The sequence below is a fragment of the Streptomyces sp. CB00316 genome (assembly GCF_001905595.1).
Lineage (GTDB): Bacteria > Actinomycetota > Actinomycetes > Streptomycetales > Streptomycetaceae > Streptomyces.
In genome coordinates this window covers 57925-84471 of the sequence record NZ_LIXI01000004.1, presented here as the reverse complement: position 1 = coordinate 84471, position 26547 = coordinate 57925, and the positions used below count along the sequence as shown (strand labels likewise).

Annotated in this window: 29 protein-coding genes and 4 pseudogenes; 15 read left to right on the top strand and 18 right to left on the bottom strand. The window is 72.5% G+C overall.

Annotated elements, in window-relative coordinates; genetic code table 11:
* Positions 1–20: 20 nt before the first annotated feature.
* On the bottom strand, positions 21–452 hold the full coding sequence (locus tag AMK21_RS11770) for a hypothetical protein (RefSeq protein WP_073876973.1): 432 nt from the start codon (positions 450–452) through the stop codon (positions 21–23).
* 429 nt (positions 453–881) lie between these two features.
* Here AMK21_RS11770 and AMK21_RS11760 point away from each other — a divergent pair, with 429 nt between their 5' ends.
* A complete protein-coding gene (locus AMK21_RS11760; RefSeq protein WP_073876971.1) occupies positions 882–1130 on the top strand; it encodes a hypothetical protein in 249 nt (82 codons plus the stop codon).
* Positions 1127–1369: a hypothetical protein gene (locus AMK21_RS11755; protein WP_073876968.1), complete on the top strand. Its 243-nt coding sequence runs from the start codon at positions 1127–1129 to the stop codon at positions 1367–1369. Before AMK21_RS11760 ends, AMK21_RS11755 begins: the two co-directional genes overlap by 4 nt.
* A gap of 78 nt (positions 1370–1447) precedes the next feature.
* On the opposite strand, the gene AMK21_RS11750 is transcribed toward AMK21_RS11755, so the two are convergent.
* From AMK21_RS11750 to mshA, 3 genes are all read right to left on the bottom strand, one after another.
* Positions 1448–2281 (bottom strand): hypothetical protein, encoded by an 834-nt coding sequence (locus tag AMK21_RS11750; RefSeq protein WP_073876966.1) that lies wholly within the window; start codon positions 2279–2281, stop codon positions 1448–1450.
* Between the two features lie 208 nt (positions 2282–2489).
* On the bottom strand, positions 2490–3002 hold the full coding sequence (locus tag AMK21_RS11745; protein ID WP_073876964.1) for a YbjN domain-containing protein: 513 nt from the start codon (positions 3000–3002) through the stop codon (positions 2490–2492).
* A 43-nt stretch (positions 3003–3045) separates the two neighbouring features.
* A complete protein-coding gene (gene mshA / locus AMK21_RS11740; RefSeq protein ID WP_073876962.1) occupies positions 3046–4437 on the bottom strand; it encodes a D-inositol-3-phosphate glycosyltransferase in 1392 nt (463 codons plus the stop codon).
* A gap of 211 nt (positions 4438–4648) precedes the next feature.
* Here mshA and AMK21_RS11735 point away from each other — a divergent pair, with 211 nt between their 5' ends.
* From AMK21_RS11735 to AMK21_RS11725, 3 genes are all read left to right on the top strand, one after another.
* Entirely contained in the window at positions 4649–5434 is a 786-nt protein-coding gene (locus AMK21_RS11735; protein ID WP_073876960.1) for an SAM-dependent methyltransferase, read from the top strand.
* Between the two features lie 278 nt (positions 5435–5712).
* Positions 5713–6798, top strand: a complete 1086-nt coding sequence (locus tag AMK21_RS11730) for a C40 family peptidase (protein ID WP_073877883.1) — start codon at positions 5713–5715, stop codon at positions 6796–6798.
* 265 nt (positions 6799–7063) lie between these two features.
* Complete coding sequence (locus tag AMK21_RS11725; RefSeq protein WP_073876958.1) at positions 7064–8452, top strand: PP2C family protein-serine/threonine phosphatase; 1389 nt, start codon at positions 7064–7066, stop codon at positions 8450–8452.
* Here the strand turns inward: AMK21_RS11725 and AMK21_RS11720 are convergent.
* The 3 genes from AMK21_RS11720 to AMK21_RS11710 form a co-directional block, all read right to left on the bottom strand.
* Positions 8425–8766, bottom strand: a complete 342-nt coding sequence (locus tag AMK21_RS11720) for a DUF2516 family protein (RefSeq protein WP_073876956.1) — start codon at positions 8764–8766, stop codon at positions 8425–8427. The two genes, AMK21_RS11725 and AMK21_RS11720, sit on opposite strands and share 28 nt — an antisense overlap.
* Positions 8767–8896: 130 nt before the next feature.
* Entirely contained in the window at positions 8897–9547 is a 651-nt protein-coding gene (locus AMK21_RS11715) for a hypothetical protein (protein WP_073876954.1), read from the bottom strand.
* Between the two features lie 44 nt (positions 9548–9591).
* Positions 9592–10044, bottom strand: coding sequence for a helix-turn-helix domain-containing protein (locus AMK21_RS11710; RefSeq protein WP_073876952.1), 453 nt, complete (start codon positions 10042–10044; stop codon positions 9592–9594).
* Positions 10045–10332: 288 nt separating this feature from the next.
* Between AMK21_RS11710 and AMK21_RS11705 the strand changes: the two genes are divergently transcribed.
* On the top strand, positions 10333–11187 hold the full coding sequence (locus AMK21_RS11705; protein ID WP_073876950.1) for an alpha/beta fold hydrolase: 855 nt from the start codon (positions 10333–10335) through the stop codon (positions 11185–11187).
* A 53-nt stretch (positions 11188–11240) separates the two neighbouring features.
* Here AMK21_RS11705 and AMK21_RS35960 read toward each other — a convergent pair.
* Together AMK21_RS35960 and AMK21_RS11695 are read right to left on the bottom strand one after the other, a co-directional pair.
* Positions 11241–11761: pseudogene (locus AMK21_RS35960) on the bottom strand (HAD domain-containing protein).
* Between the two features lie 154 nt (positions 11762–11915).
* Positions 11916–12266: a winged helix-turn-helix transcriptional regulator gene (locus AMK21_RS11695; RefSeq protein ID WP_073876948.1), complete on the bottom strand. Its 351-nt coding sequence runs from the start codon at positions 12264–12266 to the stop codon at positions 11916–11918.
* A 51-nt stretch (positions 12267–12317) separates the two neighbouring features.
* Between AMK21_RS11695 and AMK21_RS11690 the strand changes: the two genes are divergently transcribed.
* Together AMK21_RS11690 and AMK21_RS11685 are read left to right on the top strand one after the other, a co-directional pair.
* Positions 12318–13217, top strand: a complete 900-nt coding sequence (locus AMK21_RS11690) for an NAD(P)-dependent oxidoreductase (RefSeq protein ID WP_073876946.1) — start codon at positions 12318–12320, stop codon at positions 13215–13217.
* Between the two features lie 73 nt (positions 13218–13290).
* Positions 13291–13658 (top strand): annotated as a pseudogene (locus AMK21_RS11685) (LLM class F420-dependent oxidoreductase); the annotation flags it as partial.
* A 28-nt stretch (positions 13659–13686) separates the two neighbouring features.
* Here the strand turns inward: AMK21_RS11685 and AMK21_RS11680 are convergent.
* Entirely contained in the window at positions 13687–14745 is a 1059-nt protein-coding gene (locus tag AMK21_RS11680; protein WP_073877882.1) for a helix-turn-helix transcriptional regulator, read from the bottom strand.
* 113 nt (positions 14746–14858) lie between these two features.
* Here AMK21_RS11680 and AMK21_RS11675 point away from each other — a divergent pair, with 113 nt between their 5' ends.
* Both AMK21_RS11675 and AMK21_RS11670 read left to right on the top strand, forming a co-directional pair.
* The gene (locus AMK21_RS11675; RefSeq protein ID WP_073876944.1) at positions 14859–15449 is read left to right on the top strand and encodes a DinB family protein; all 591 of its coding nucleotides are present in this window, start codon (positions 14859–14861) and stop codon (positions 15447–15449) included.
* Positions 15450–15497: 48 nt separating this feature from the next.
* Positions 15498–16147 (top strand): annotated as a pseudogene (locus AMK21_RS11670) (DNA glycosylase AlkZ-like family protein); the annotation flags it as partial.
* A 75-nt stretch (positions 16148–16222) separates the two neighbouring features.
* Here AMK21_RS11670 and AMK21_RS11665 read toward each other — a convergent pair.
* Positions 16223–16702, bottom strand: coding sequence for a DUF6194 family protein (locus tag AMK21_RS11665; RefSeq protein ID WP_073876942.1), 480 nt, complete (start codon positions 16700–16702; stop codon positions 16223–16225).
* Positions 16703–16853: 151 nt separating this feature from the next.
* On the opposite strand from AMK21_RS11665, the pseudogene AMK21_RS35955 reads away from it, so the two are divergent.
* Positions 16854–17100: pseudogene (locus AMK21_RS35955) on the top strand (winged helix DNA-binding domain-containing protein); the annotation flags it as partial.
* Positions 17101–17147: 47 nt separating this feature from the next.
* Here the strand turns inward: AMK21_RS35955 and AMK21_RS11660 are convergent.
* Positions 17148–18149: a MarR family winged helix-turn-helix transcriptional regulator gene (locus tag AMK21_RS11660; protein ID WP_073876940.1), complete on the bottom strand. Its 1002-nt coding sequence runs from the start codon at positions 18147–18149 to the stop codon at positions 17148–17150.
* Between the two features lie 107 nt (positions 18150–18256).
* Entirely contained in the window at positions 18257–18718 is a 462-nt protein-coding gene (locus AMK21_RS11655) for a MarR family transcriptional regulator (protein WP_073876938.1), read from the bottom strand.
* 71 nt (positions 18719–18789) lie between these two features.
* Here AMK21_RS11655 and AMK21_RS11650 point away from each other — a divergent pair, with 71 nt between their 5' ends.
* Positions 18790–19482 (top strand): HAD-IA family hydrolase, encoded by a 693-nt coding sequence (locus AMK21_RS11650; RefSeq protein ID WP_073876936.1) that lies wholly within the window; start codon positions 18790–18792, stop codon positions 19480–19482.
* 65 nt (positions 19483–19547) lie between these two features.
* Here the strand turns inward: AMK21_RS11650 and AMK21_RS11645 are convergent, their stop codons facing one another.
* Both AMK21_RS11645 and AMK21_RS11640 read right to left on the bottom strand, forming a co-directional pair.
* Entirely contained in the window at positions 19548–20264 is a 717-nt protein-coding gene (locus AMK21_RS11645; protein WP_251073900.1) for a TetR family transcriptional regulator, read from the bottom strand.
* A gap of 60 nt (positions 20265–20324) precedes the next feature.
* Positions 20325–21098 carry a TetR/AcrR family transcriptional regulator gene (locus AMK21_RS11640; protein WP_073877878.1) on the bottom strand — a complete coding sequence of 258 codons (774 nt, stop codon included), beginning with the start codon at positions 21096–21098 and terminating at the stop codon, positions 20325–20327.
* Between the two features lie 130 nt (positions 21099–21228).
* Here AMK21_RS11640 and AMK21_RS11635 point away from each other — a divergent pair, with 130 nt between their 5' ends.
* On the top strand, positions 21229–22203 hold the full coding sequence (locus tag AMK21_RS11635) for an ATP-binding cassette domain-containing protein (protein ID WP_073876934.1): 975 nt from the start codon (positions 21229–21231) through the stop codon (positions 22201–22203).
* A 52-nt stretch (positions 22204–22255) separates the two neighbouring features.
* Positions 22256–22990 (top strand): ABC transporter permease, encoded by a 735-nt coding sequence (locus tag AMK21_RS11630; protein WP_234421937.1) that lies wholly within the window; start codon positions 22256–22258, stop codon positions 22988–22990.
* A 19-nt stretch (positions 22991–23009) separates the two neighbouring features.
* On the opposite strand, the gene AMK21_RS11625 is transcribed toward AMK21_RS11630, so the two are convergent.
* The 3 genes from AMK21_RS11625 to AMK21_RS11615 all read right to left on the bottom strand — a co-directional run bounded on the left by AMK21_RS11625 (position 23010) and on the right by AMK21_RS11615 (position 25866).
* The gene (locus AMK21_RS11625) at positions 23010–24260 is read right to left on the bottom strand and encodes a GNAT family N-acetyltransferase (RefSeq protein ID WP_073876930.1); all 1251 of its coding nucleotides are present in this window, start codon (positions 24258–24260) and stop codon (positions 23010–23012) included.
* A 24-nt stretch (positions 24261–24284) separates the two neighbouring features.
* Positions 24285–25259, bottom strand: a complete 975-nt coding sequence (locus tag AMK21_RS11620; RefSeq protein WP_073876928.1) for an asparaginase — start codon at positions 25257–25259, stop codon at positions 24285–24287.
* Between the two features lie 94 nt (positions 25260–25353).
* Positions 25354–25866, bottom strand: a complete 513-nt coding sequence (locus AMK21_RS11615) for an ABC transporter substrate-binding protein (RefSeq protein ID WP_073876926.1) — start codon at positions 25864–25866, stop codon at positions 25354–25356.
* 220 nt (positions 25867–26086) lie between these two features.
* Between AMK21_RS11615 and dtd the strand changes: the two genes are divergently transcribed.
* A complete protein-coding gene (dtd, locus tag AMK21_RS11610) occupies positions 26087–26536 on the top strand; it encodes a D-aminoacyl-tRNA deacylase (protein WP_073876924.1) in 450 nt (149 codons plus the stop codon).
* Positions 26537–26547: the final 11 nt, after the last annotated feature.

The following is a 26547-nucleotide window of genomic DNA, read 5'->3' as shown; positions in this document are numbered from 1 at the left end:
GTGGGGCGGGCGGGCCGTGGTCAGTTCGGGACCCTGGCGACCACGAAGCCCTCGCCGTCCTGGAACTCGATCAGTACCTGGCCGTCGGTGAAGTAGAGCCAGCACTCGTAGCAGCTGTCCACCACCATCTCCGCGTGAGCCGCAGCGACGTCGGTCTCCAGCGCGACCGTAGGCACTGCGTGGTTGCCCCAGAACATGACGACGAGCTCCCCCTCGCCCCCATGTCGACGCACCAACTCGCGCAGCCCGGCCCCGTCGAACTCGTCGGACCGTTCCAGGACTTCGACACCCTGCCAGTCCAGGCGCGTCGAGTTCACCGAGGCGAAGCGGTCGAGGCTGACGCCGGCGAAGGCCCGGTCCTCGTCGTACGTCAGCACGATGGCGGCCTCCCCCGAGGCGGCCAGCAACGCGGCGATGTGCTCGGGGTGCATCCCGTATCCGGTCGTCTTCACCGGCCGCCTCCCTCCAGACCGGGCCCGGAGTTCGGCACGAAGGGGCTCGGGCGGTACGTCGTCGGCTGCTTCAGGCGGCCGCAGAGTGTCCATCCGCACGGCGGACCAGTCGATCCGGGATCCCTCCGTCCTCAAGCGCCGGACGCAGGAAAGGCGTTCCGACTCGTCCTGTGCCTCGAAGAGCACGCTCCCGTGGCCCGCCCCGGGTGCGAAGCGCTCGGCGGACGGCCGTCTTCTCTTTCGCTGACCTGGCATCGGACAAGCATCGTCACTTCGGGCCGGGGAGCCAAGCTCCGCCGGCACGTCGGGAGGACCCACCGCGATCCGGTTGTGCACCCCCGGGCCGAACTCCGCGCCTCACGCACTACGGTGGCCCCAAGCTGCCCGGCAGCACCGGCATCAAGGGCAAGGAGATCGGGGAGAGCGATCATGGGCGAGTCTCTGAGGACCTTCGTCGGCGGCACCGAGGTGGAGGTGCCCAACAGCATCCCGGACATCCGCGCCGCCCTGCCCGAGGAAAGACGCGAGGAGTTCGACCTCGCCATCAACGAGGCCGGGGTGCACGAGATCCAGGCCGTCATGCGGCACTGGATGCTGGAGGCCGTTCCCGATCCCGAGGCCGAACGGATCCTGGACCGGTTGGCGCAGGACGAGGCCGAGAGGCGGAGCGTCGCTTGAGCTTCCGCATCTCCTACGCGCCGCCCGCCGACGACACCCTCGCCAAGATGCGCGACGGGCAGTCCTTCCGGGACGAAATGGCCCGCACCCTGGGCCGGGATCCGTACGGGCACGCCTCGTCCGCCGTCAAGAGTGAGCGGGACCGGCGTGAGGCCACCGTCTCCGGGGCCATCGTCCTCTACTACGTCTCCCGGTCCGTGCTGACCGTCACCGTCGTCCGGCTCGTCCCCCTGCCCTGACGCTGCCGGAGCCGCCGGAGCAGGGGCACGTTCGGCCCTGGCCCGGAGCCGCCGGGCAGGGTGCGCGCCATGGGCGGCTCAGCCGAGCTTCTTCGCCTGCGCCGCCACGACCTCCGTCGGCCCGGTGAGCTTCACGCTGCGGCCCGTCACCGCCGCCACGTTGACCGAGTAGAACGTCGCCACGGTGCCCTCCTTGCGCAGCGCCACCAGACTGATCGGGAACTGGTCGCCGCCGTCGCCCGCGGCGGTCAGCGTCCACGCCGCGGACTCGTCGCCACCGGTGGCCTTCTCCTCGGTGACCGAGACGACCTTCTGCGGTTCACCGCCGACCGTGGCGGTGAAGCCGCCCGCGCAGTCCGCCGCGGCCTTCCTCAGCGCGACGAACGTGTCCGGACCCGCCGTCCCCTCGTACGCGTGCAGCGCGATGAACGTGGAGGTCACGTCGAAGGCGGCCCTCAGCACGTCCTCGACGTCGCCGTCCGTCAGGTCCCCCGCCGGCTTCTTGGTGTCGGCCTTCTTCGGCTCGCTGAGGACCTTGCGCTTCGCCGTGGCGGCCGAGCCCTTCTGCGCGACGCCGTACATGGCGTGGGCGACCGGCAGGCAGGCCGCCTTGTCGACCGTGACGCCGCCTTCCGGGATCTCGTCGTCCGGGCCCGTCTTGGTGATCTTGTGGCCCGCGACGTCGCCCTGCTTCAGCGACGCGGTCTCCAGCTCGGCGGCGGTCAGGGCCTTGGCCGAGGTCGTCGGGGCCGAGGTCGTCGGGGCCGAGCTGCTCCCGCTCGTGGCACCGCCCTGGTCGGCCTTCCCGCCCTCGGCCTCCGTGTCTGACGAGCCGCCGCAGGCCGTGGCCAGCAGGGTCAGGGAGACCGCGCAGGCGGCGAGGGCGGTACGGCGTACGGCAGTGGCGCGCATGGTTCTTCTCTCCGGTCGGGGGAGCAACCGTCCTTCCCCCGTGCGGCACTTCGAACCGTCTGGGACGGACCGTCACAGTGACCCACACTTTATGGTCGAACCCGCGAGCGATGATCGGTCCGGCGACCCCCCTTCCAAGATCGTGATTCCGCTGTGATCATCTGTGAACGCACGGTGCGGTGCCGGGCGGAGGATGAAGGCCCGCCGGTCAGTCGTCGGACGAGCGCTTGATCAGGTGGCTGAACGCGTCGAGGTTGCGCGTGGACTCGCCGCGCGAGACCCGCCAGGCGTACTCCTTGCGGATCGAGCTCGCGAAGCCCAGTTCGAGGAGGGTGTTGAACGAGTCGTCAGCCGCCTCCAGGACCGTGCCGAGCAGCCGGTCCAGCTCCTCGGGGGTGACCACGGCGAGCGGCAGTTTGCCGGCCAGGTAGACGTCACCGAGGGAGTCGATCGCGTAACTCACCCCGAAGAGGCGGAGGTTGCGCTCCAGGAGCCAGCGGTGCACCTCGGCCTCGTTCTCGTCCGGGTGGCGGACGACGAAGGCGTTGAGGGAGAGGGAGTGCCTGCCGACGATGAGCGAACAGGTCGTCGACAGCTTGCGGGTGCCGGGCAGGGTCACCACGTAGGTGCCGGGTGCGGGGCTCTCCCATGCGAGACCGGCCTCGTTCAGCGTCGCCTCGATGACCTGGGCCGCTGCTGTTTCGTCGGGTACGTCAGCCATGCAGCGAGCGTACGACAGCGGCGCCGGGAGGCAGGGGACGGGCTCAGCCGTGGTGCGTACGCGCCCGGCGGCGGTGGTCGGCGAGCGCCGCCGTGTACACGTCGGCCGTGCCGGAGGCCGCTGTGTCCCAGCCGAAGGACTGCGCGTGCGCCGCGGCCGCCGCCCCCATCCGCTCGACCAGCTCCGGCGCGTCCGCGAACCGCTCCAGCACGCGGGCGTACGCCTCCGGGTCGTGGCCGGGTACGAGGAAGCCGCTGACCTCGTCGCGCACCGCCACCGGCAGCCCGCCCACCGCCGCCGCGACCACCGGCGTACCGGCCGCCTGGGCCTCGATGGCGACCAGGCCGAAGGACTCGCTGTACGACGGCATGACCAGCACGGACGCGGCCCGGAACCAGTCCGCCAGCCGGTCCTGGCCCACCGGCGGGTGGAACCGTACGACGTCGGCGATGCCGAGGCGCGCGGCCAGCTTCTGGAGCCCCTCGGGCTTCGCGAGGCCGCTGCCGCTCGGGCCGCCGACGACGGGGACCACGATGCGGGAGCGCAGGGAGGGGTCCCGGTCCAGGAGTACGGCGACCGCGCGCAGCAGCACGTCCGGGGCCTTCAGCGGCTGGATGCGGCCCGCGAAGAGCGGGATCAGGGCGTCCTGCGGCAGGCCCAGGCGGGCCCGGGCGGCGGCGCGGGCGGATGGGGCATCCCCTGGACGGAGCTTGTCGGAGTCCTTGGGGAAGGGGCGGAAGCGGTCCAGGTTGACGCCCGGGTGCACGACGGCGACGGAGGACGGGTCGGCGTCGTAGAAGCGGACCAGCTCGTCGGCTTCCTCGGCCGTGTTGGCGATCAGCCGGTCCGAGGCGTGGACGATCTGGGTCTCCCCGATGACACGGGCGGCCGGCTCGGGGGTGTCGCCCTCGGCGAGCGCGGCGTTCTTGACCTTGGCCATGGTGTGCATGGCGTGGACGAGCGGGACGCCCCAGCGCTGGGCGGCGAGCCAGCCGACCTGGCCGGAGAGCCAGTAGTGGGAGTGGACCAGGTCGTAGTAGCCGGGGCGCTGGCCGGCCCAGGCCTGCATCACGCCGTGCGTGAAGGCGCAGAGCTGGGCGGGCAGGTCCTCCTTGGCGAGCCCCTCGTACGGCCCGGCGTCGACGTGCCGGACCAGCACGCCGGGGGCCAGTTCGACCTCGGGGAGCAGCGAGCCGGTGGTGGCCCGGGTGAAGATCTCGACCTCGATGTTGATCGCGGCTAGGCGCTTGGCCAGCTCGACGATGTAGACGTTCATCCCGCCCGCGTCGCCCGTGCCGGGCTGGTGCAGGGGCGAGGTGTGTACGGAGAGCATCGCGATGCGACGCGGCTTGCGGGAGGAGCCGGGGAAGCCGCCGGGGAACCTGATGCGGGGGCCGGTCCGGGTGGAGCCGAGCCGGGAGACGTACTGGCTCACGTCGTCGGTCCTCTCACTCAGGCTCACTCAGGGCATACCGCACGGGGGCGCGAAGCCCTCTGAAGGGCGAGAACAGCGGAATCCTGCCTTTCATTTCCGCTTTGCCAAATCATTACGGAACGGACCTGGGAGGCGGCGGCATCCCACCCGGGCCCCTCGCACCCGTGGGCACCCGGGCACCCGCCCCTGCCCCGTCGCATACGCTCACCGCATGCGCCAGCGCCCCATCGGCACCGCCACCCGCGGGACCACCAACCCGAACCGGCTGCGCCGCATGGACCGCTGGATCGCCGCCGTGCACGGCCCGGTCCTGCGCCGCGCCGAGGCCCCCGTGGCCGTCGATCTCGGGTACGGGGCGGCGCCCTGGACCGCCGTGGAGCTCCTGACCCGGCTGCGTACCGCCGCCCCCCGCACCGCCGTGGCGGGCATCGAGATCGACCCGGATCGGGTCGCCGCGGCGAAGCCGTACGAGCGCGAGGGGCTCACCTTCGTCCACGGCGGCTTCGAGATCCCGCTGTCGGCGCGGCCCGTGCTCATCCGGGCGGCGAACGTGCTGCGCCAGTACGACGAGGGCCAGGTCGCCGAGGTGTGGACGCGGCTCTGCTCGCGGCTCGCCCCGGACGGGCTCCTGGTGGAGGGGACCTGCGACGAGATCGGGCGCCGGCACGTGTGGGTGGCTCTGGGGCCCGAGGGGCCGCGCACGGTCACCTTCGCGACCCGGCTCGGCTCGCTGGAGCGCCCCTCCGACCTCGCCGAGCGCCTGCCGAAGGCGCTGATCCACCGCAACGTTCCGGGCGAGCCGGTCCACTCGTTCCTGCGCGACTTCGACCGGGCCTGGGCGGCGGCCTCCCCGTACGCGTCGCTCGGCGCCCGGCAGCGCTGGATCGCGGCGGTACGGGCGCTGTCGGCGGACTGGCCGGTGACGGACGGCGTACGGCGGTGGCGGCAGGGCGAGGTCACGGTGGCGGGGGACGCCCTGCGGCCCGACGGCCGCTGAACGACGGCAGCTGGACGACCGCCTCTGGACGACCGCCGCTGAACGATCACCCGACCGGGCGAAAGTATGCTCTTCCGGGGAACGACGGGAACGCCGACCGCGTGCCGTTCGTCCTGGGGGTGGGGATCGCGAGGCACTGGACACCGACTGCCTCTGTTGCTTTACGGGACGACATGGCACGATCGCGACGTCGCCTGAACGTTACTGACGGTAAGCCAGATGCACGCTATCCGGCTTTTGTTGCTTTTGTCTTGATTTCGTTCTTGCTGGGGGAGCTCGTGAACCGACGCCACTGCGCCGCCGCGGCCATCACGCTGGTCTGCGCGCTGGGCCTTCTGACCGTCCCGGTCCAGGCGACGGCCGCGCCGACGCCGGACTCGTCGCCGTCTTCCTCCGCCTCCTCGCCCGCCGCGCCTTCGTCCGAGAAGGACCTCGAAAAGATCCGCGAGCAGATCGAGACGCTCTACCGGCAGGCCGGAGCGGCGACGGACGCGTACAACCTCGCCGAGGAACAGACCAAGAAGCAGTCCGGCGAGATCGTGAAGCTGGCCAAGGCGATCGTCGACGGCCAGGCCCGGATAGCCGAGCTGAAGGACCGCGCCGGCGCCCAGGCGCGCGAGCAGTACCGCAACGGCGGCCTGCCGCCCGGCGCCCAACTGGCCCTCAGCGACGACCCGCAGCTCTTCCTGGACGGCGTCAACAAGGTCCGTACGAGCCAGCAGGCGAGCAAGACGGTCCTGGCCGAGCTGAACCGGACCCAGGAGGACCTGGAGACGTACACCCAGGACGCCAGCAGCAACTGGCACAAGCTGGAGACGAACCGGGTCAAGCAGGCCGAGGCCAAGAAGAAGATAAACGCGCAGATAGCCGCGGCGGAGAAGCTCGAATCGCGGCTGGAGAAGAAGGAGCGGGCCCGGCTCCGCCAGTTGGAGCAGGACGCCGCGAACCGGGCGCAGTCCGCCTGGCTCGCCACCCGGCCCACGCCGAACGTCGACGTCAGCGGCGCGACGACCGCGGCCGGCAAGGCGGCGGTGGCCTTCGCGACCGCCCAGATCGGCAAGCCGTACGTATGGGGGGCCACGGGCCCCGGCTCGTACGACTGCTCGGGGCTGACCTCGAAGGCCTGGGCCGCGGCCGGCCGGCCGATCCCGCGCACCTCGCAGGAGCAGTGGCGGCTGCTCCCGCGCATCGACATCCAGGACATGCGCCCCGGCGACCTGATCATCTACCACGCCGACGCCAGCCACGTCGGGATGTACGTCGGGGACGGCGCGATCGTCCACTCCCCGCGCCCCGGACGCCACGTCACCCTGGCGGGCGCGGGCTCCATGAAGATCCTCGGCGTGGTCCGGCCGGACAGGTAGGAGCCCCTCCGGGGGCGTGAGCGGCGCCACGTGGCCGGTGCGGGCACGGGCGTGCGCGGGTGATGTTTGTCATGGCCTCTGAGCCGCCCCCCTCGCGCCCCATCGCGCCGGTTCCGTGCCGGGAAGCGGCTTATGACGGCGCATAGGACAGGGGCTGGTCCGCGCGCGCCATTCCGTTCCCCCGCCGGGGACCGCTATCGTCCCCGACTGGCGTTCGTCGATCGGCGTACCGCCGTGCCCTCGGGGGAGGGGAGGACCCGAACCGATGCCCGTACCCGTACCGCAGCAACGTGACGTAACCGCTGCGGAGACCCACCATGGCGCCGACCTCACCGTCCTGGTGATCGAGGACGACCCGGCGGGCAGCATCACGGGACCCGAGCTCTCGGCAGCGGCCGGCACCCGGGTCCGTATCCGTACCGCCCGCAACCTCACCGAGGCCGGGCGGCTGCTCACCGACGACGTCGACTGCATCCTGCTGGACCTCGCGCTGCCCGTGCCGGCCACCACCACAGCGGCCGCCGCCGCCCCCGACCACCGGCCCGAGCCCACCCCCGGCCGGGCCGACGAACTGGCGGTCCTCACCCACGTACTGCGGATCGCCCCGCTCCACGCGGTCCTCGTGCTCACCGCGCAGGACGACACGGAGCTGGCGGCCGAGGCGGTGCGCGTCGGGGCGCAGGACTACCTCTTCCGGGGCGAGCTGGACGCCCGGGTGTTGAGCCGCGCGATCCGGTACGCCGTCGAGCGCAAGCGCGCCGACATCGCCCAGCACCAACTGACCGAGTCCGGGCTGCGCGCCCAGGAGAACGCCCGCCTGGAGCGCGGCCTGCTGCCCACCCCGCTCCTGGAGGGCTCCGACCTGAGCTTCGCCGCCCGCTACCGGCCGGGCCGCAGCCGCGCCCTCCTCGGCGGCGACTTCTACGACACCGTGCGCACCCCGGACGGCACGGTCCACGCGATGATCGGCGACGTCTGCGGGCACGGTCCGGACGAGGCGGCGCTCGGCGTGGAGCTGCGGATCGCCTGGCGGGCGCTGACCCTGGCCGGGCTCTGCGGCGACCAGCTGCTCTCCACCCTCCAGCAGGTGCTGGAGCACGAGCGGCAGAGCGAGGAGATCTTCGCGACGCTCTGCACCGTCGACATCGCTGCCGACGGCCGCCGCGCCGGACTCTGCCTGGCCGGCCACCCCGCACCGCTGCTGGCCCGCCACGGCCGGCCGGCCCGGCTGCTCCCGTACGAGGACGGCGGCCCGGCGCTCGGACTGCTGCCGCGCGCCCGGTGGCCGCGCCGCCAGGTGGAGCTGGGCGCGGAGTGGAGCCTGATGATGTACACGGACGGGCTGATCGAGGGCCGCGTCGGGGCGGGCAGCAGTCAGCGGCTCGGCCAGGACGGCATGGTCGCGATGGTCAACAGCCGGCTGGAGCAGGGGCTGGCGGGCGAGGAGCTGCTGGAGGCCGCGGTCGCCGAGGTGCGGGAGCTGAACGGCGGCGAGCTGACGGACGACGTGGCGGTGCTGCTGCTGGGCCGCGACCCGGAGCGGGTACGGCGACGGGGCCGGAGCGCCTCGCGCCCCGGCCCCGTATCGACCGCTCCTACGGCTACCGCTCCCGCCGCCGCGAGCGCTCAGCGCCCGCCGTTGTACGGCCCGTAGGGCCCGTCACTGCTGGAACCGCCCCGGCGGCCACCGCCGCTGCCACCCGAGACCTCCTTGAGCGCGGGCCGTACGTCGACCATGAACACGATCGACGCGACCACACCCGCGAGCTGGAGGAAGAGGAACGGGATGAGCAGGTTCACGGCGACGGCGACGCCGAGAATGATCAGCCAGAAGGACTTCTTCTTCTTGTCGGCGGCCCGGTAGGCGTCCTCCCGGGCGATCGCCGCGAAGACGAAGGCGACCACGGCCAGCACCAGCATGCCCAGATAGAGCAGCTGGAGGAGTGAGCCGAATGCGGAGAGCAACATGATGTGAACCGCCTAGTGAGTGGATGAGCGCCCTGCGGCCAAGGTACCGGGACAACGAACCGGCCACCGGTAAAGGTGCCCGCCCCGCGCCCCGGTCACTCTTCGTCCGTACGGGACGGAGCCGTCGGGGTTACTTCCCGGCGGGCGGGGTGTCCTTCCGGGCTGCGGGCTTGCGCGGGGCGGGAGCCTTCTTGGCGGGCGCGGCCTTGGCCTCGGCGGGGGTGGCGCCCTCCGCGGCGGGCACGGTCTTCACGGCAGCCGGCTTGGGCGCGCTCTTGGTCGTCGCGGCGGCGGGCTTGGTCTCACTCTTCGTCGCGGCCATCGGCTCGCCCTCCACGACGGCGGCGATCTCGACGATCTCGTCGGCCGTCTCGCCGCGCCAGGTCCGCACGGCCTGCTCGCCGTGGACGGCGACCTTCTCGTACGTCTCCCGGGCCCGCACCGCGTACTCGGCGGCGATGCCCACGCCGCGCAGCGCCATGTCCTGAGCGCTCTCGCCCAGCTTCTTCAGGTCGGCGGCGTCGAGCGCCCCGAACACCTCGGTGACCTTCGCCTGCACGGTGGCCTGGGCCTCCTTGGCCTGCGTGGTCACCTTCTCCTGCACGGCCTTGGGGTCGGTGTTGCGTACGGCCTCGAACCGCTCGGGCGCCTCGGCCCGCAGCTGCTCGATCAGCGCCGGGACCTTGAGCGCCTGCTGCACGGCCAGGTCGGCCGTGCCGGCGGCGAAGTAGAGGGGGGTGCGGTCGGTGAGGGTCTTGCGCAGGTCATCGGTGATGGCCATGACTGTGGTCCTCCCGGATCATCAGAAGCAGCTGGTGACTACGGCTAGCTGTGAGGGTTGTCGTCTTTTGCGGCATCGGCCTTGAGCGCGTCGTCCGCCCCGGGCGTCTCGTCCGCCCGAGACGTCTCGTCCGTCTCGTCCGTCTCGGGCACGAACCCGTTCTCGCGGCGGAAGGAGTCGTAGATCTGCAGCAGGACGTTCTTCTGCCGCTCGTTGATCGACGGATCGGCCAGAATGACCGCCCGCGTCTCCAGCTCCTCCCGCTCCCGCTCGTCGAGGATTCCCGCCCGTACGTAAAGGGTCTCGGCCGAGATCCGCAGCGCCTTGGCCACCTGCTGCAGCACTTCCGCACTGGGCTTGCGCAGGCCACGCTCGATCTGGCTGAGATACGGGTTCGACACCCCGGCGGCATCGGCGAGCTGCCGCAACGAGAGCTGCGCGGCACGGCGCTGCTCCCGGAGGTACTCACCGAGATTGCCGACGTTGAGTGATGCCATGACTGGAGTCTGCAACACCCATGCTAACTATTGCAAGCGGGTGCTTGCAAAAGTGTCGCACGCCACGCGTGACTGCACATGACCGTGCATGGCTGAGCGTGTTCGTTCCCGTACCTGTGCAGGGTTCCCGGTACGCGGCCGCTACCGGAGCATGCGCGATCCACGGCGAACCTGCTTCGCCGACTACGGCCTCGCCATCTCCTTGGGTTCGATCCGTCACCGGACACAGGTCACGTCGCGGTTGGGCAGATACCTTGCTCCGAAGATCATTCTGTTGGACGCTGGAGTATGCAGAATCTGCCGACCTTCGTTCTTGTTCATGGAGCTTTCGCGAATTCGTTCTCGTTCGCGCCGCTGCAGGCCGAACTCGCCCTGCTCGGGCACCGCTCGGTCGCGGTCGACCTTCCGGGGCACGGGTTCGAGGCGACCTTCCCGGCGGCCTACCAGGCTCCCCAGGACCTGGCCGCCCTCGCCGCGGAACCGGGGAGCATCAAGGGAGTCACGCTCGCCGACACCGCCGCCCGCGTGATCGAGGTCCTCGAACGGGCCAAGCGGAACGGGCCCACCGTCCTCGTCGCACACAGCAGGGGCGGCGCCACGGCCACCGCCGTCGCCAATGCCCGGCCCGACCTGATCGACCGGATCGTCTACGTCTCCGCCTGGTGCCCCGTCGACCTGAACGTGGGCGACTACTACGCCGAGCCGGAGATGGCGGACGTCGACCCGGGGGCCTTCGTCGCCACGCTCGTCGGGAACCCGGCCGAACTCGGCCTGCTCCGGACCAACTTCCGCACCGCCGACCCGACAGCGCTCAGCGCGTTCAAACAGGCGTTCGCCGCCGACCTCACCGATGACGAGTTCCGGACCTTCCTCAACACCTTCCAGCCCGATGAGAACCTCGACGTCGGTACGTCCGCCGACCGGGCGCAGGCCGCGACCTGGGGCCGGATTCCCAGGACCTACGTGCGCCTGGCCGCCGATGCCAGCCTTCCGCTCGCGGTGCAGGACCGCATGATCCGCGAGGCGGACGCGCTCACCCCCGAGAACCCCTTCGACATCCGGACCCTTGAGGGAAGCCACCTGCGCTGGCTCGTCCACCCGAAGCCCGCCGCCGAGGTGCTCGCGAGCCTCGCGGGGAGTTGACCGCGACTGACCTTCGGCGGTGCCGCAGGGGGGGGAAGGGTCCGGACGGCCGGTCAGCACCTGTCCAGCCAGTCCGTGAGAGCGGCGAAGACCGCGTCCGTGAGGCCGTGGCGGGGATCGACCCGGTGGAGAAGCGCTCGCCCCCGTGGTGCCTCTCCACCCAAGCCCGGTCGGTATCGGTGATCTCGTCGTCCACCCAGGCGAAGGCACGGCCGGCCGGCCGGTCGACGAGGGCACGGATCTTCCAGTGGAGGCCGTCCCGCTCGGCCTCGGCGGGCTCCTCCGGCCAGGACACCACGGGCAGGGGCGGCAGCCCCAGCCAGGGCGCGATGCACTCGTTGGCGCCGGCCAGCCACGTCGTCGCCCACACCAACTCGTAGGCCAGTGCGGCCAGTCGCAGCCCATGCGCCGGATTGATCCTGGTCAGCGGGGAGTTCGCCGCTGCGGCCCGAGGCCCTGAGGGCGAGCGGTACCTGGGCTATCCCTGCGGGTACCGCTGCGGCGTTCCTCCGAACGGGATGAGGGGGCCGTCGACGTCGAGGAAGAGAAGCGGACGTTGCCCGGTACTTGGCACGGCCGCACGATAGCGGCCGAGGAGCGGACAGCCCTGGCCGTAGCCACCTATTTGTGGGTACTGGGCAACGGTCGACGGACGGCCGATCCTGGTGGGGAGCGGTCGGAGGGGCGCCGGAACCCGGAGGGTGGAGGAGGGGAGGGGATGTGGTGCGTCAAAAGACCGACTGGAGCTCGGTGAGTCTCGCCAGGCGGCGTCGGCCCCAGTCGGAGAGGGTGTCGAGGAGTTCGGCGAGTTCTTGGCCGTCCTCGGTCAGCGAGTACGTCGTCTTCAACGGCCGGACGTCGTGCACCTCCCGGCGCCCCAGCCCATCGGCCTCCATCTCGCGGAGCGCCTGAGTCAGCACCTTTTCGCTGAGGCCGGGCAGTTGACGGCGTAGCCCGCCCGGACGGCGGGGGCCGGATTCCAGGAGCCAGATCAGGCCCGACTTCCACTTTCCGTCGACCACGGCGATCGCGGCGGTAACCCCGCAGACGTTCGGGTCCTGGGCACGGCTGCGCGTCATCTCATCGCTCCGTTCGTCGAGAGAGCGTCCATTATTTCAGGGAGTTGAGCCATGTCTCCGCAGAGTGAGCCACGTGAACAGTCCGCCGTCACCGTGATCGGGCTGGGGCCGATGGGGCGGGCCCTGGCCGGTGCCTTCCTCGATGCCGGGCTGCGGACCACGGTCTGGAACCGGACTCCGGGCCGGGACCGGGAGCTGGTCGAGCGAGGTGCGGTGAGCGCCCCTTCGGCCGAGGAGGCCGTCGCCGCGAGCCCGTTGACCGTGGTCTGCGTCGTGAACTACGACGCGGTGGACGCGGTCCTGCGGCGCGACGCGGTCGCCGGTGCGCTCAAGGGGCGCACCGTGGTCAACCTGACGGCCGACACCCCGGGCCGGGCCCGGGACGCGGCGGTGTGGGCGGTCGAGCACGGCGTCCGGTACCTGGACGGGGCGATCATGACGCCCACCGTGACCATCGGGACCCCGGACGCCGTTCTCATCTACAGCGGGCCCGGGGACCTCTACCGCGAACACCGTCCCGTACTCGATACGTTGGGCGGCACCCACACCCACCTCGGCGAGAAGATCTGCCGGGCGGCGGCCTACGACATCGCGCTGCTCGACATCTTCTGGACCGCGATGGCCGGCTTCAACCACGCCTTGGCCGTGGCGCGGGCGGAAGGCATCACGGCCCGGAAGCTTGCGCCCTTCGCCGCCGGGATCGGCGCCATCCTCCCGGCCATCTTCACGGAGGTCGCGGAGGAGGTCGACCGGGGGACGTTCTCCGCCGAGGGCACCCCCCTCACCTCGACGGCGTCGACCATGGCCCACGTCATCCACACCTCCGAGGCCCACAGCGTAGACGCGGGCGTCATGCGCGCCGCCGAGGGCCTCGCCCGGCAGGCCATCGGGCTCGGGCACGGGGAGGAGGGGTTCCACCGGGTCGCCGAGCTGCTGGGGCGGCGGAGTTGAGCAAGTTCCCCGCAGGGGTCAGCCGGGTTGGTGGTGCTGCGAGGCGCGAGCCGCTCACCGCCACCACCCCGATCCCCGCGCCCTGGCCGAGCACATCGTCCCGGCCGTCAACGCGGCGGCCGAGGCGGCCGGGTGCCCCGCGCCCCGGATCGTCGCGCCGGTGAACGGCATGGTGACCGACGACGTTGACGCCGTACGGAAGCGGGACGCCGAGCAGTTCGCTTCTACGAGAAGATCCCGTCCTGCATCCGCGTCTTCGAGCTCTCCGGCGGCAGGCAGGACGTCGATGTGGCGGTGATCGGCGATGAGAAGGCGGTCGCCGCCGAGGTGCGGCGCCATCGGGACGCCGGGGCGATGGAGGTGGTCTTCGCGGGGACGGAGATCGCCGGGGATGCCGACGGGCGCCGCATCTGGGCGCTCCTCGGGGAGCCGGCCGGCTGAATCCTCCCGCGCTCAGGGGATCGGCACCTCAGGAGTACGGCGCCTCAGGGGCGTCCGTCGCCGCTGCCGCGTACCGGGCCGCCAACCGCGCGAAGGCCGACCTGAGTTCAGGAGGGCCGATCACCTCGATGTCGGCGTCGAACCTGCCGACCGCGGCGACCAGGCCGGGCCACGACCACGAACCCAGCACGAGGCGGCAGCGGTCCGGGCCGAGCTCCTCGACGATCCCCTCGCGGGTGTGGCGCAGGACCTCGGCCGCGGGGAGACCGAGGATCACCTCTCCTCGGCAGGGCCATCCGCCGACGCCGTCCCCGGTGGCGTCGGTGGTGCCCCGGAACCGGGCGGTGACGAAGGCCGCCACGCTCCCGCCGGGCAGTTCGCGCGGGGTGAAGCGGGGGCCGGTCGGGGTGCGCGGGGCGAGCCGGTCGGCCCGGAAGGTCCGCCAGTCGCCGCGGTCGAGGTCCCAGGCGACGAGATACCAGCGCCGACCCCAGGTGACGAGGTGGTGCGGCTCCACCCGGCGGGGCGGGGGCGGCAGAACACCACGGCCGCCCTCCCTCTCCCCCTCGGCCTCCGCCCGTACGGGCCCGGGTGCGGTCACCGGGCTGTAGTCGAAGCGCAGCACCTCGCGCGCGTGCACCGCGGCCCCGATCGCCATCAGCACACCGCTGTCCACCTGAGGTCCCGGCCGGGTCTCCGGGCGGTCCACAGCGGTGACCCGGAGCGTGTCGACGCGGTGGCGCAGGCGGGCGGGCAGGACCTGGCGGACCGTGTTCAGCGCGCGGGCCGCCGCCTCCTCGATGCCCGCACCGGAGGCGGTCGCGATCTGCAGGGCGACCGCCAGGGCCACGGCCTGCTCGTCGTCGAAGAGGAGCGGCGGCAGCTCCGTACCCGCGTCGAGGCGGTAGCCGCCGTCCGGGCCCTTCATGGCCACGACCGGGTAGCCGAGCTCCCGCAGCCGGTCCACATCGCGGCGTACGGTACGCGAGCTGACGTCCAGCCGTTCGGCCAGCAACGCCCCGGGCCAGTCCCGGCGCGCCTGGAGCAGGGAGAGCAGCGACAGCAGCCGCGCTGAGGTTTTCGGCATGACATCCATGGTGCACGGAGTAGCGGACACAACCTGGCCGCTTCTCTTGGGAGGGTGGATCCGTGCCCGAGAACGCGGGAACGCGTACGCAGCGATACGAAGCGAAAGGCCCGATGACCATGACCTCCTCCCCGCCGACCTCACCCTCCCCCGCCCTCGACGGCGAGCGCGCCGACCTCCTCGCCGAGCTGGCCGACGCACGAGCCGCACTGATCCGTACGGTGCAGGGGCTCGGCGACGAGCAGATCGCCGAGCGGCCGACCGTCAGCGCGCTCTGTCTGGGCGGGCTGATCAAGCACGTCACCTCCACCGAGCAGGGCTGGCTGGACTTCGTGGTCGAGGGCCCCTCCGCGATGGCCTTCGACCTGCCGGAGGGCGTGACCTGGGAGGACTTCGCGGCCGGGACCGCGAGCACGTACCCGCAGTGGGCCATCGACCGCCAGAACGACTTCCGGGTGCTGCCCGGTGAGACCCTGGCCGGCATCCTCGCGCGGTACGAGGAGGTAGCCGCCCGGACCGAGAAGGTCGTCGCCGACCTCCCCGACCTGTCCGTCACGCACCCGCTGCCCGACGTGCCCTGGAACGAACCCGGAGCCGTACGCAGCATCCGCCGCGTGCTGATCCACGTCATCGCCGAGACCACCCAGCACGCCGGGCACGCGGACATCCTGCGCGAGGCGATCGACGGGCAGACCTCGACGTGACCCGTACGCCCGCCAGCCGTACGCCCGTTCTCGACGTCCGCGCGCTCAACCGGGCGGCACGTCGTACGCACCCATCTCATGCGCCGCACCGTGCACCTCGTCACCGCCGAGGACGTCCTGGCCTGGCGGGGCCAGCAACGCCATGCTGCGGCAGCGCGCGCTCGGCGTCTACCGCCGCGAGCTCGCCGGGGTCGACCTCGACGAACTCGCGGCGGCGGGGCGGGCGGTACTGGCCGACGGCGAACCCCGCTTTATGGACCAGCTCGCCCGCGCGGTCGCCGGCCGCTGGCCGGATCCGGGGACGCAGCCGCTCGGCGAGATGCTCGTCGCCGCAGTCCTGCCGATGGTGCAAACTGCCGCCGCGCGGGGTGTGGCGGACGAAGGCGGGGGTGCGCAACGCGCTGGTCTCCTCCTGGCTGGGGCGCGAGATCGACCCGCTGCCCACGGACGACGGCTCGGACCCGGTGGGGCAGGATCTCGTACGCCGCTACCTCGCCGCGTACGGGCCCGCCGCCACCGCCGACGTACGCGCCTGGTCCGGCCTCGCCGGGCTGCCGGGCGCCGTCGCCGCCCTCCGCGGGGAGCTGATCACCTTCCGCGACCAGCGCGGCCGGGAGCTGCTGGACCTGCCCGACGCGCCGCGCCCGACCCCCGGGACCCCGGCACCCGTACGGTTCCTGCCCGCGTTCGACAAGGCAGAAATCCCTAGAGAACAGTCTCTAGTGCCGCATCAGGCGACGTTAGCCCTCAAGTCCACCTGATCTGGAACCGTTTCAGTCATCCTCCAGCGACCTTCCCGGTTCGTGTCGCCGCGCGAACCTGGCACGAGCGGCGTCGTGGGCGCTGCGCAGAAGCTGCACGACCGTGTCCGTTGCCCTCTCACCAGGATTGACGACACAGATCCAGCCGAGCGCCCCGTACACCGGGTGCGGCATTACGCTGTCGGCGGCTGTGTAGTCACGAGGTCGGGTGAGGCTGCGCGGTTCCTCCCCCGTGAGTTCCCGGAACGTCTCACGGTCGGCGTGGATGTTCACGCGCCAGCGGCCCGGGGGGTCAAGGTCACAAGCGGCGTCGTCGGGGTAGTTCTTGGTGACGATCGTTCCGTAAGGCTGGACGTTCTGAGGCATCTGGCCGTCGGGGGCGTAGTAGAAGAACGCATCCCCCCACACGATCTCGGGGAAGTCGCCGCCCGGCTCCGGGACAACCACGAGCGCCCCGGCGAAGCCTCGCACGGTCGCGATGATCTGTTCCATACTCATGGTTCAAGCATCGCCTTAAAGTGCTATGTGGGGTTGGCCGATGGGCGAGGCGGTGAGCGGTTCGCAACGGGTACCGCTCCGAACCGCCGATGTCGCCAAGGAGTCGGGGTACTGGCTTTGTTCACGAGTCGTGAAGTCAGTTGTTCACGACGACCGCACCCGGATCATCGACGACGCCGACCGGGGCCTCTCGGTCGCCGGTGCCCGGGTCGTCCTGGTCGACGGCCGGGTCTCCGCGACAGGGACGTGGCGGCGGAGACGGGCACCGTGGCGGTCGCACCGATACGGGCGTTCTCCCGGGCCGAGCGGGCCGAAGTCGGCGACGAGAGACGGAAGTTTGCGGGCCCTCCGAGGGGGAGAGCCGCCGGGTACGGGTCGCCTCATCGCCGTGAGGGGACGGGAGTTGGCGCGAGTTGGCGCGAGTGAAGCGGCCCGGTCCTCAGTCACGCCGCGCGGTCGCCTCGGCGGCCCCCGGGTGGGCCGGTTCGAGGAGCCGGCCGAGCAGGGCGCGCAGGTCGTCCTCGCCGCCGGGGCCGAGCAGCTCCGCGGTCTCCGCGGCCAGCAGGCCCACGGCCTCCGCGACCCTCTTCAGCTGGGTGTGCCCGAGCTCGGTGAGCTCCAGGGCGTGCCGGCGCCGGTCGTGCGGGTCGCGCCCCCGGTGGACCATCCCGCCCGCGACGAGCTCGTCCACCAGCTGGGAGGCCGCGGGGCCGGAGACGGCCAGTTCCTGGGCGAGGCGTTGCTGCGGGCAGGGGCCGGAGGTGGCGAGGAGGGAGAGCGGCCCGTAGTGACGGACCCGCAGGCCGGTCCCGGCCAGCTTCTCGTCGCCCAGCCTGCGCAGCCGGTGGTGGGCCTGCGCCACCAGGTGTCCGGTGCCCCGCACGAGGTCCTGGGTGCCGGGGGGGAGCAGCCGCGCGAGCAGGGTATCGAGGCGGGAGGCCTGCTCGGGGGTGAGGGCGGCGGTGAGCCGCGCGTCCCGCTCGGCGACCGCGCGGCGGCCGGCCTCCACGGCGGAACGGCCCTCGTCGGTCAGGGAGAGGACGTACTGGCGGCGGTTGTCCGGGTTGCGGGTGCGGAGCACCTGGCCGCGACCCTCCAGGCGGTCGACGACGCCGACCATCAGGGTCCGGTTGATGCCGAGCCGTTCGGCCAGGTCCAGCTGGGAGGCCCAGTCGCCCCCCGTGAGGGCGTCGAGGACGAGGAAGTCCCGGGAGCCGCCCTCCGGGCCGTCCGAGCAGGCGGCGAAATGGGCGGACACCCGGCGCAGGAGGTAGCCGACGAAACCGGTGAGCGCTTCCGGGAGGGCGCCGGGGACCTCGGCCGTCTCCTCGGTCTCGGTCTCGGTCGCGGTCTCGGTCGCGGTCTCGGTCGCGGTCTCGGTCTCGGTCTCCGCGTCGGGGCCCCGCGTCCCGCCGCCGGGTTCGACTCGCACGATCGTCATCTCCCCTTCGGAACCGGGAGGCCGATTGTACGGCGGGCGGTTCCGGCGGCCTGCGCCCGGATCCACCGGGCGGACCGGACCCACCGGACCACCGGACCGCCGTCGGGTCAGGCGGTCAGTGCCGCCAGCTCCGCGTCGGCACGCTCGGTGACCAGCGCGAGGACGCGGCCGGCGGCGGCCAGGTCCTCGGCCGGAATCCCGCCCCAGATGCGGGCGGAGATGGGGGCGGTCTCCGCGGCGACGGCTGCGAAGAGCGCGCGCCCCGCGTCCGTGGGGCGAAGGTGCGCACCGTCGGCGACGAGCAGCCCCTTGGCCCGGAGCTCGTCGAGTACGGCGCGGATGCCGGCCGGATCCGCCTTGAGGGAGTCGTGGACCCGGGCGACGAGATCGTCCGGCGTCTGCGGGGTGTCGGCGGTGATGGCGGCGCGCAGGGCGATCTGCTGCGGGAACGTGGCACCGTACCGGGCCAGGACGTTCTCCAGGACGCCACGGGCGGCGTGATGGGCCAGGCCGAGCTCACGGGCGGTGGCCGTGGGTGCGGGTGCGGTCGTGGGTGCGGTGGCGGTCATGGTTGTCTCCCTCTCCCAGCACACGTCCGGCCGTCGGCACGCGACCGGCTCAAGAGAAAGCTATCGTCAACTTGCTTAACCATCAAGAACATAACCATCAACATCCCAAGCAGTCACCGGGGCCGGGTGCCGTGCTCTGCGACCTCGACAACGTGATCCGCTTCTACGACACCGCACCCCTCGCCGCACAGGAGCGGGCGGCCGGGCTGCCGGTGGGCGTGACCACGGAGGTCGCGTACGCCCCCGAGATCGACCTCCCCCTCCTCCTCGGCCGGATCACCCCCGACGCCTGGGTCGAGGCCATCGCCGCCGGGCTCGCCGAGCGGACGGGCGGGGACACGGAGCTGGCCCGCACGCTCGGGCGCGCGCTCGCCGGGGCGCCCTTTCGGGCCGACGCGGAGGTGGTCGCCCTGCTGCGGCGGGCGCGCGCCCACGTACCGGTGGTACTCGTCACCAACGCGACCCTTCAACTGGATGACGACCTGGCCCTGTTGGGGCTGACGGACCTGGCCGACGCCGTGGTGAGCAGCGCGGTGGAGCAGGTGGCCAAGCCGGACCCGGCCATCTACCGGATCGCCGCCGAGCGGGCCGGCGTACCGGCGGACCGGTGCCTGTTCGTGGACGACCGGCAGGAGAACGTCGACGCGGCCACCGCCCTCGGCATGTCGGGCGTGCTGTACCGCGAGCCGGCGGATCTGCGGCGGGCGCTGGGGCCGTACGCGCGGGAGGCTCCCGAGCGACAGCGGTCGTCCATCGACGGATGATCCATCACGGATCGAACTGTCACGCCGGCCACCATGATCAGGCACGACGTGACCCAGCCCCTCCCTCAGCCCCGACCCTCCGGCTCCAGCCCCCTCCGCAGCTGGACGAACGCCTCCTCGGCCGCCTGCACCGCGCCCGCGTACACCGCGTCCGCGCTCTCCCCCGTGTCGATCCGGCGCCAGTTCTCCTCGGCCAGGATGCGCAGGACGGCGACGACCTGCCCGGCCGCCAGCCGCGCGGTCACCCCGCCACCGAGGGCGCGGGCGAGGGCGGCCTCGGAGCGGCCCTGGTACGCGTAGAGGCGGGCCACCAGCGACGGAGTCCCGTACAACAGGCGGTGGAACGCCAGCACTTGAGGTGCGTCGGAGAGGCCGGTCACCGGGTCGCGACGATCCAGGCCGGCCAGGAAGTGGCGGCGCAGCGCGTCCAGCGGGCTCTCGCCGCGTTCCCGGCCGCCGACCACCCGGGCCGCCTCGTCCTCGTGGTCGGCGAACCGGTGCAGCGCCAGGTCCTCCTTGGCGGGGAAGTACCGGAACAGCGTCGGCTTGGAGATGTCCGCCGCGGCCGCCACCTCCGCGACGGAGACCCTGTCGAAGCCGCGCTCCAGGAACATCGCGATCGCGGCGTCGGAGATCGCCCGGTACGTCAGCTGCTTCTTCCGCTCCCGCAGGCTGACCCGGGGAGGGGCCGCCGGATCCGCCTGTCCCCGGCCCTGCTCCACCGCCCCGGCGACGCTTCCGTTTCCGTTCCCGCCGCCGGCCTTCTCTCCGCTCATGACCATGAAGCGTACGCCCTTGACCTCGACCGGACTTGATGTCGCGAGCACGACAGCGCGGCCCCGTCAGCCGTCTGCGGCCGTGCTCCGGATCAGCGCCTCGACCCCGTCCAGCAGGGTCGCCAGGCCGAAGGTGAACTCGTAGTCGGGGTCGCCCGGTTCGCTCATCACCCCGGAAGCCAGCAGCCGGTGGATCGCCGGGTGGCGCACCGGGTCGACCAGCCGCCGCAGGGTGCGCTCGTGGCCCGCGACCACCTCCTCGGGGGAGACGCCGCGCACGGCGACGGCGGCGGCGAGGTCGCTCATCAGCAGCGCCTCGCTGCGCACGAAGTTGGAGATCAGCAGGATCACCGAGATCTTGTCGCCCTCACCGAGCCCGCTGCCCTCCAGCGCCTGGAGCCCCTGCTCCCACCAGGCGAGCGAGTTCGGGGTGGCGGGTGGGCCGCCGATCGGGACGCGGAGCACCCAGAGGTTGGCGAGGAACCGCTCGCGCTGCCCGGTCGCCCACTCGGTGAGCGCCTCTCGCCAGCCCGCCCCGGCCTCCAGGGCGGCCAGCGGGGCGGGCGGGCCGAAGGCCGCCTCCTGCATCAGGACGTACAGCTCGTCCTTGGCGGAGACGTACCGGTAGAGCGACATCGTGGAGGCGCCGACCTCCTGCGCGACCCGGCCCATCGACACGGCGGCGATCCCCTCGGACGCGGCCACCGACACCGCCGCCGCCACGATCCGCTCCAGGCTCAGGCCGGGCTTCGGGCCCTTGGCCGGGCGCTCCCGCAGCCCCCAGGCGGCCTCGATGGAGGGCGGGAGGTCACCACCGCCGGAGCTGTTCCTCGCCGTCACCGCATCCCCCTTGCCCACGTCCGCCGCCTTCCGTGCGCCCCGTGCCCCCGTGCGCCTTGACCCCATCCTAAGGATGCGTAATGCTTACGCAGTAACGCGTATGCCATACGCAGAAGGGGGTCGCACAGCCATGCCCAGTCCGATCACACAGGGGACACCTCCGTACGCCATCGAGGCGTACGGCATCACCAAGTCCTACGGAAGACGCGGGAAGCCCGCCGTACGGGTGCTGGACCACCTCGACCTCCGCGTCGGGCACGGCAGCGTCTTCGCCCTGCTCGGCCCCAACGGTGCGGGCAAGACCACCGCCGTACGCATCCTCGCCACGCTCACCACCGCCGACTCGGGCACCGCCCGCGTCGCCGGGTACGACGTCGTCGCCGACCGGAGCGCGGTGCGCCGGGCGATCAGCCTCACCGGCCAGTTCGCCGCCGTCGACGAGACCCAGACCGGCGAGGAGAACCTGCGGATGATGGCCCGGCTCACCGGGCTCTCCCGTCCCGCCGCCCGCCGCCGGGCCGAGGAGCTGCTGGAGCGCTTCGGGCTCACCGGCGCGGCCCGGCGGCCCGCCCGTACCTACTCCGGGGGCATGCGCCGCCGCCTGGACCTGGCCGCCGGGCTCGTCGGGTCACCGGAGCCCGGCGTCTTCTTCCTGGACGAGCCGACGACCGGCCTCGACCCGCGCAGCCGCCAGGAGCTGTGGGAGGTGGTCCGGGGGCTGGCCGAGCACGGGGCGAGCGTCCTGCTCACCACGCAGTACCTGGAGGAGGCCGACCGCCTCGCCGACCGGATCGCCCTGCTGGACAGGGGGCGCGTCGCCGCCGAGGGCAGCGCCGCCGACCTCAAGGGCCGGGTCGCCGGACACCGCCTCGACCTGGTCCTCACCAGCCGCGACGCCTATCTCCGGCTGACCGGGCGGGCCGTCCACCACTCCCCCGAGACGCTGACGCTCGGGGTGCCCACGGACGGCAGCGCCGCCCACGTACGCGCGCTGCTCGACGAGATCGACCCGGCGGGCACCGAGGTCGACCGCTTCACCCTGCACAGCGCGACCCTCGACGACGTCTTCCTGGCCCTCACCTCGGAGGTACCCGCCCGTGTCTGAGACCGCCGCCCCCCTGGGAAGAGCACCGGGCCCCCTCACCCGCGCGGCCGTCATGGCGGGCCGCAGCCTGCGCGTCAGCCTCCGCAACTCCGACGCCCTGATCATGTCGCTGGCCCTGCCGATCATGCTGATGCTGATCTTCGTCTACTTCTTCGGCGGCGCGATCGAGACGGGGGCGACCTACGACTCGTACGTCATGTACGTCGTCCCGGGCGTCCTGCTCCTGTGCGCCGGGTTCGGGGCCGCGACCACGGCCACCGCCGTCAGCGAGGACATGAAGGGGGGCATCATCGACCGCTTCCGCTCGCTGGACGTGGGCGGTACGCCGGTCCTCGCCGGCCATGTGGCGGCGAGCACCGTCCGCAACCTCTGCGCCACCGTCCTGGTCTTCGGGGTCGCCCTGCTGATCGGCTTCCGCCCCGCGGCCTCCTGGAGCGGCTGGCTCCTGGTCGCCACCGTGCTGATCGCCTACATCGTGGCGCTGTCCTGGATCTCGGCGGCGATCGGCCTGCTGGCCCGCTCCCCGGAGGCGGCGAGCGGGTTCACGTTCTTCATGTCGTTCCTCCCCTACCCGAGCAGCGCGTTCGCCCCGATCGAGAAGATGCCCGACTGGCTGCACGGCTTCGCCCGCAACCAGCCGATCACCCCGGCCATCGAGTCCCTGCGGGGGCTGCTGCTGGGCGAGCCGGTGGGCAACACGCCCTGGATCGCGCTCGCCTGGGCCGGAGGGATGCTGGCGGTGGCGATCGGCGCGTCGGGCGTGCTGTTCCGGATCAGGACTCGCTGACCACCACGGCAGCCGGCCGTCAGAAGATGTCCGGGCACCAAGGGCGCCGCCCCGTACGGAAGACGGCGTCCGCCGTGCCCGCCGCCCCGGTCCGCAGCTCTTCGGCCCGCCCCAGGTCCACCAGCCGCCGCGCCGACTCGTCGCCCAGGTAGAGAGCCGCCAACTCCCCTGCCCCCAACGCCAGATCGGCGCTCCGGGTGGTCGGGGTGCAGCGCGCCCCGTCGGGCGAGACATCCAGCAGGAAGCGCCCCTCGGCCACTCCCCCGCCGTCCCGGACGTCCAGGACGAGCGACGCCTCACGCTCGTACGCACGGGCCTCCAGCGCGCGCTCCACGTCCAGCAGCCGCAGCCAGAGGTAGTCCGCGTACGTGACCGTCCTGGCGGCCCGGGGGTCCGGGAGCAGCTGGGGGAGCAGGTCGTCGGGGGCGCGGTAGCCGGAGCGGACGGTGGTGATCCAGTCGACCGAGCAGAGGAAGTGCCAGAGCGCCCGCTCGGCCGCCGGGGTGAGGGCGATCAGGTCCCGTACGGTCGCGGTGTTCAGGGGCTGCTTGGCGTCGCCCCACTTGTCGTCGGTGCCGTAGACCATGAGGCCGTCGACCTCGCCGTCCGCGTCGCGGTGGATGACGTAGAACGGTTCGGTCCACTTCTCGTGGGCCGGGACGGCGGCCGCGCCCGTCTGCCGCTTCCACCAGCGCTCGCTGCGGCTGACGACCCCGGGCCGCAGCGCCGCCAGCCGGGCGTGCAGGTCGGGGCCGTACTTACGGACGTCGACGCCCTCCACCATCTCGATCCGGCCGCCGCCCTCCGGCTGTCCCGACCGGCGCGGGTCGAGGCCGGCGCGGTGGACGGAGACCTCCCACTCGGCGGTCCAGGTGGCCGGGCCGAAACCGAACCGCCCGTAGATCGGGTACTCGGCGGCGATCAGTGTGGCGACCACTTCGCCGCGCTCCCTGGCCGCCGCCAGGTCCGTGGCCATCATCCGGCTCAGCAGCCCGCGCCGGCGGTGCGTCGGCGCCACCGTCACCCCGCTGATCGCGTCGGCCGGGACGGTGGCACCGCCCACCACGGTCAGCCGCTGGGCGAACGTGCGGAACGTCGCCACGCACCGCCCCGCGTCGAACGCCCCTTGGAGACGGGAGAGATCGGTGTCGGCCAGCCGCTCGGCGACATCCTCCTCGGACGGTGAACCGGCCGTCAGGAAACCGTTCTGCAGCGCCCGCAGCCAGTCGGGATAGTCGGACGCGGTGACGGTGCGGACATCGAGGCTCATCCCCCCACGCTAGGCAGCCCCGCCTCAGAATGTCGCGCGAATTTCCCCGACCTCCGCCGTTCCGCCGAGCAGCGGCGCGCGCCCGATCCGGGAGACCACCGGGGCGTCCACGCCGAGCAGTTCCAGGGCGCGGGCCAGGATCGGGCCGAGCGCGCGGACCGCCCCGTCGTCGATCTTGAAGGCGAGGGCCCGCCCGTCCGCCAGCGCGACCGCCTGCACGGCCTCGGCGCCCATCTTGGAGAGCGTCCCCGGGACCTCGCTCATCAGCCAGGTGTCGGGGCGGCGGGTGCCCGCCACGTACTCCGGGTGGGCGCGCATGGCGTCCGCGACCCGGCGCTCGGCGCTGCCCGGCTCCGCCAGCACGAAGGACCGGAACGCGCGGGCCAGACCGGTCAGCCCGATCGCCATCAGCGGGGCCCCGCAGCCGTCGGTGCCGAGCGAGGCGACCGGCTCGCCCGCCGCCTCGGCCACGACCTGGCCGACGAGGAGCTGGAGGGGGTGGGCGGGGTCGAGGTAGCTCGCGGTGTCCCAGCCGTTGCGGACGCAGACGGCGAGCATGGCGGCGTGCTTGCCGGAGCAGTTCATGGTGATCCGCTCGCGTACGTTCCCGGCGGCGAGGTAGGCCTCGGCGGCGACCGGGTCCAGCGGCAGGTCGGGCGGGGTCTGGAGGTCGTCGGCGCTCAGCCCGTGCTCGGCGAGCATCGTCGCCACGAGCTCCAGGTGGAAGGGCTCCCCCGAGTGGCTCGCGGCGGCCAGTGCCAACCGCTCCCCCGACAGCTCCAGGCCCGCCCGGAGGATCGCGGCGGCCTGCATCGGCTTGTTGGAGGACCGGGGGAAGACCGGGGCGGCGGGGTCGCCGAGCGCGTACTCCACGCTCCCGTCGGCGGCGAGCAGTACCAGCGAACCGCGGTGGTGGCCCTCGGTGAACCCGGACCGCACGACCTCGGCCAGCACGGGCGGGGCGGGGGCTATCGCGGCAGGGGCGTCGATCGACGTCATGGTGGCCTTCCGGAGAGGGTCGGTACGGACCCGGCGCCCGGAGGCAAGAACCGGGGCGGCCGGGGTGCGGGACCCGCCGCCCGGAAGGGTCGCTTCAGGCGAGCAGGTCGTCCACTTGGGCTTCCCCGTCACGGTACCTGCGGGCGATCTCCGCGCTGCAATCGTCGGTCGTGCGCTGGAGCTCGTGGCGGCGCCGGGAGACCTGCTGCTCGTAGCGGACGAGGCGGCCCATCGCGTCGTGCAGCTCCTCGTCCGTCCGGGCGGCCAGGTCCGAGAGCTCGACCTCCGCCAGGTTCTCGGCGGCGAGCCGCCGGAACTCGTCCCCGCGCGGCGTCGTCAGCGTGACGTGCCGGGCGGAGGTGCGGTGCCGGGACGGGGCGTCGGCCAGGATCTCCGAGAGCCGGTCCACCACCGGGGTCTCCGGAACGGGCGCCTGGGGGTCCCGCCTGCGGGCCAGCTCGGCGCGGAGGATGTCGATCCGGCCCTGGACCAGTCGGCGTACGTAACTGAGATCGGCCTCGTCCCGCTGCGCGTCCCGGCGCAGCGTCCGCAGCTCCGGCAGCCGCAGCCCGCCGAACCCGCCCTCGCCGCCGCCCTGCTCCGGCACGGACGCGAGCCCGGGCAGCAGAGGCCGTACAGGTGGTGAGCTCAGGGTGCTGGTGGGTGCGCCCGGTACGGGCCCGGGAGATTGTCCGGCTCCATAGGTACTCATGCTGTTCCGTCCCCTCGACCGGTGCGTCGGCACACCGACATCGTGCATCGTGCCACCCTGCGAGGTGCCCCCGCTGACACTCTGTACCCGTTCAGCCCAAGATAGGTTGGTCTGTATGCGTGCAGTGGTACAGAGAGTGGACGGCGCCACCGTCTCGGTGGCCGGGACGGGCGACGACCTGTCAGCGACCGGCGTGGTCGGCGAGATCATCGGCGAAGGCCTGTGTGTACTGGTCGGAGTCACCCATGGGGACACCCCGGAGAAGGCGGCGCAGCTGGCCCGCAAGCTCTGGTCCGTCCGCATCCTGGAGGGCGAGAAGTCCTGTTCGGATGTGAATGCCCCCCTCCTGGTGATTTCGCAGTTCACTCTCTACGGGGACGCCCGCAAGGGCCGCCGCCCCACCTGGAACGCCGCGGCACCGGGCGAGGTCGCCGAGCCGCTGGTGGCCGAGGTGGTGGCCCAGCTGCGGGCGCTGGGCGCAGAGGTGGCGACGGGCCGGTTCGGAGCGGACATGCGGGTCTCGCTCACGAATCACGGCCCGTTCACGGTGATCATCGAGGTGTGAGATACGCAGGC

What these genes read in the sequence shown, in the direction of transcription:
- AMK21_RS11760 (WP_073876971.1), top strand. Translation starts at nt 882, where the DNA reads ATGGGCGAGTCTCTGAGGACCTTCGTCGGCGGCACCGAGGTGGAGGTG.
- AMK21_RS11750 (WP_073876966.1), bottom strand. Translation starts at nt 2,281, where the DNA reads ATGCGCGCCACTGCCGTACGCCGTACCGCCCTCGCCGCCTGCGCGGTC.
- AMK21_RS11745 (WP_073876964.1), bottom strand. Translation starts at nt 3,002, where the DNA reads ATGGCTGACGTACCCGACGAAACAGCAGCGGCCCAGGTCATCGAGGCG.
- AMK21_RS11735 (WP_073876960.1), top strand. Translation starts at nt 4,649, where the DNA reads ATGCGCCAGCGCCCCATCGGCACCGCCACCCGCGGGACCACCAACCCG.
- AMK21_RS11725 (WP_073876958.1), top strand. Translation starts at nt 7,064, where the DNA reads ATGCCCGTACCCGTACCGCAGCAACGTGACGTAACCGCTGCGGAGACC.
- AMK21_RS11720 (WP_073876956.1), bottom strand. Translation starts at nt 8,766, where the DNA reads ATGTTGCTCTCCGCATTCGGCTCACTCCTCCAGCTGCTCTATCTGGGC.
- AMK21_RS11715 (WP_073876954.1), bottom strand. Translation starts at nt 9,547, where the DNA reads ATGGCCATCACCGATGACCTGCGCAAGACCCTCACCGACCGCACCCCC.
- AMK21_RS11710 (WP_073876952.1), bottom strand. Translation starts at nt 10,044, where the DNA reads ATGGCATCACTCAACGTCGGCAATCTCGGTGAGTACCTCCGGGAGCAG.
- AMK21_RS11705 (WP_073876950.1), top strand. Translation starts at nt 10,333, where the DNA reads ATGCAGAATCTGCCGACCTTCGTTCTTGTTCATGGAGCTTTCGCGAAT.
- AMK21_RS11695 (WP_073876948.1), bottom strand. Translation starts at nt 12,266, where the DNA reads ATGACGCGCAGCCGTGCCCAGGACCCGAACGTCTGCGGGGTTACCGCC.
- AMK21_RS11690 (WP_073876946.1), top strand. Translation starts at nt 12,318, where the DNA reads ATGTCTCCGCAGAGTGAGCCACGTGAACAGTCCGCCGTCACCGTGATC.
- AMK21_RS11680 (WP_073877882.1), bottom strand. Translation starts at nt 14,745, where the DNA reads ATGCCGAAAACCTCAGCGCGGCTGCTGTCGCTGCTCTCCCTGCTCCAG.
- AMK21_RS11675 (WP_073876944.1), top strand. Translation starts at nt 14,859, where the DNA reads ATGACCATGACCTCCTCCCCGCCGACCTCACCCTCCCCCGCCCTCGAC.
- AMK21_RS11665 (WP_073876942.1), bottom strand. Translation starts at nt 16,702, where the DNA reads ATGGAACAGATCATCGCGACCGTGCGAGGCTTCGCCGGGGCGCTCGTG.
- AMK21_RS11660 (WP_073876940.1), bottom strand. Translation starts at nt 18,149, where the DNA reads ATGACGATCGTGCGAGTCGAACCCGGCGGCGGGACGCGGGGCCCCGAC.
- AMK21_RS11655 (WP_073876938.1), bottom strand. Translation starts at nt 18,718, where the DNA reads ATGACCGCCACCGCACCCACGACCGCACCCGCACCCACGGCCACCGCC.
- AMK21_RS11645 (WP_251073900.1), bottom strand. Translation starts at nt 20,264, where the DNA reads ATGGTCATGAGCGGAGAGAAGGCCGGCGGCGGGAACGGAAACGGAAGC.
- AMK21_RS11635 (WP_073876934.1), top strand. Translation starts at nt 21,229, where the DNA reads ATGCCCAGTCCGATCACACAGGGGACACCTCCGTACGCCATCGAGGCG.
- AMK21_RS11630 (WP_234421937.1), top strand. Translation starts at nt 22,256, where the DNA reads ATGGCGGGCCGCAGCCTGCGCGTCAGCCTCCGCAACTCCGACGCCCTG.
- AMK21_RS11625 (WP_073876930.1), bottom strand. Translation starts at nt 24,260, where the DNA reads ATGAGCCTCGATGTCCGCACCGTCACCGCGTCCGACTATCCCGACTGG.
- AMK21_RS11620 (WP_073876928.1), bottom strand. Translation starts at nt 25,259, where the DNA reads ATGACGTCGATCGACGCCCCTGCCGCGATAGCCCCCGCCCCGCCCGTG.
- dtd (WP_073876924.1), top strand. Translation starts at nt 26,087, where the DNA reads ATGCGTGCAGTGGTACAGAGAGTGGACGGCGCCACCGTCTCGGTGGCC.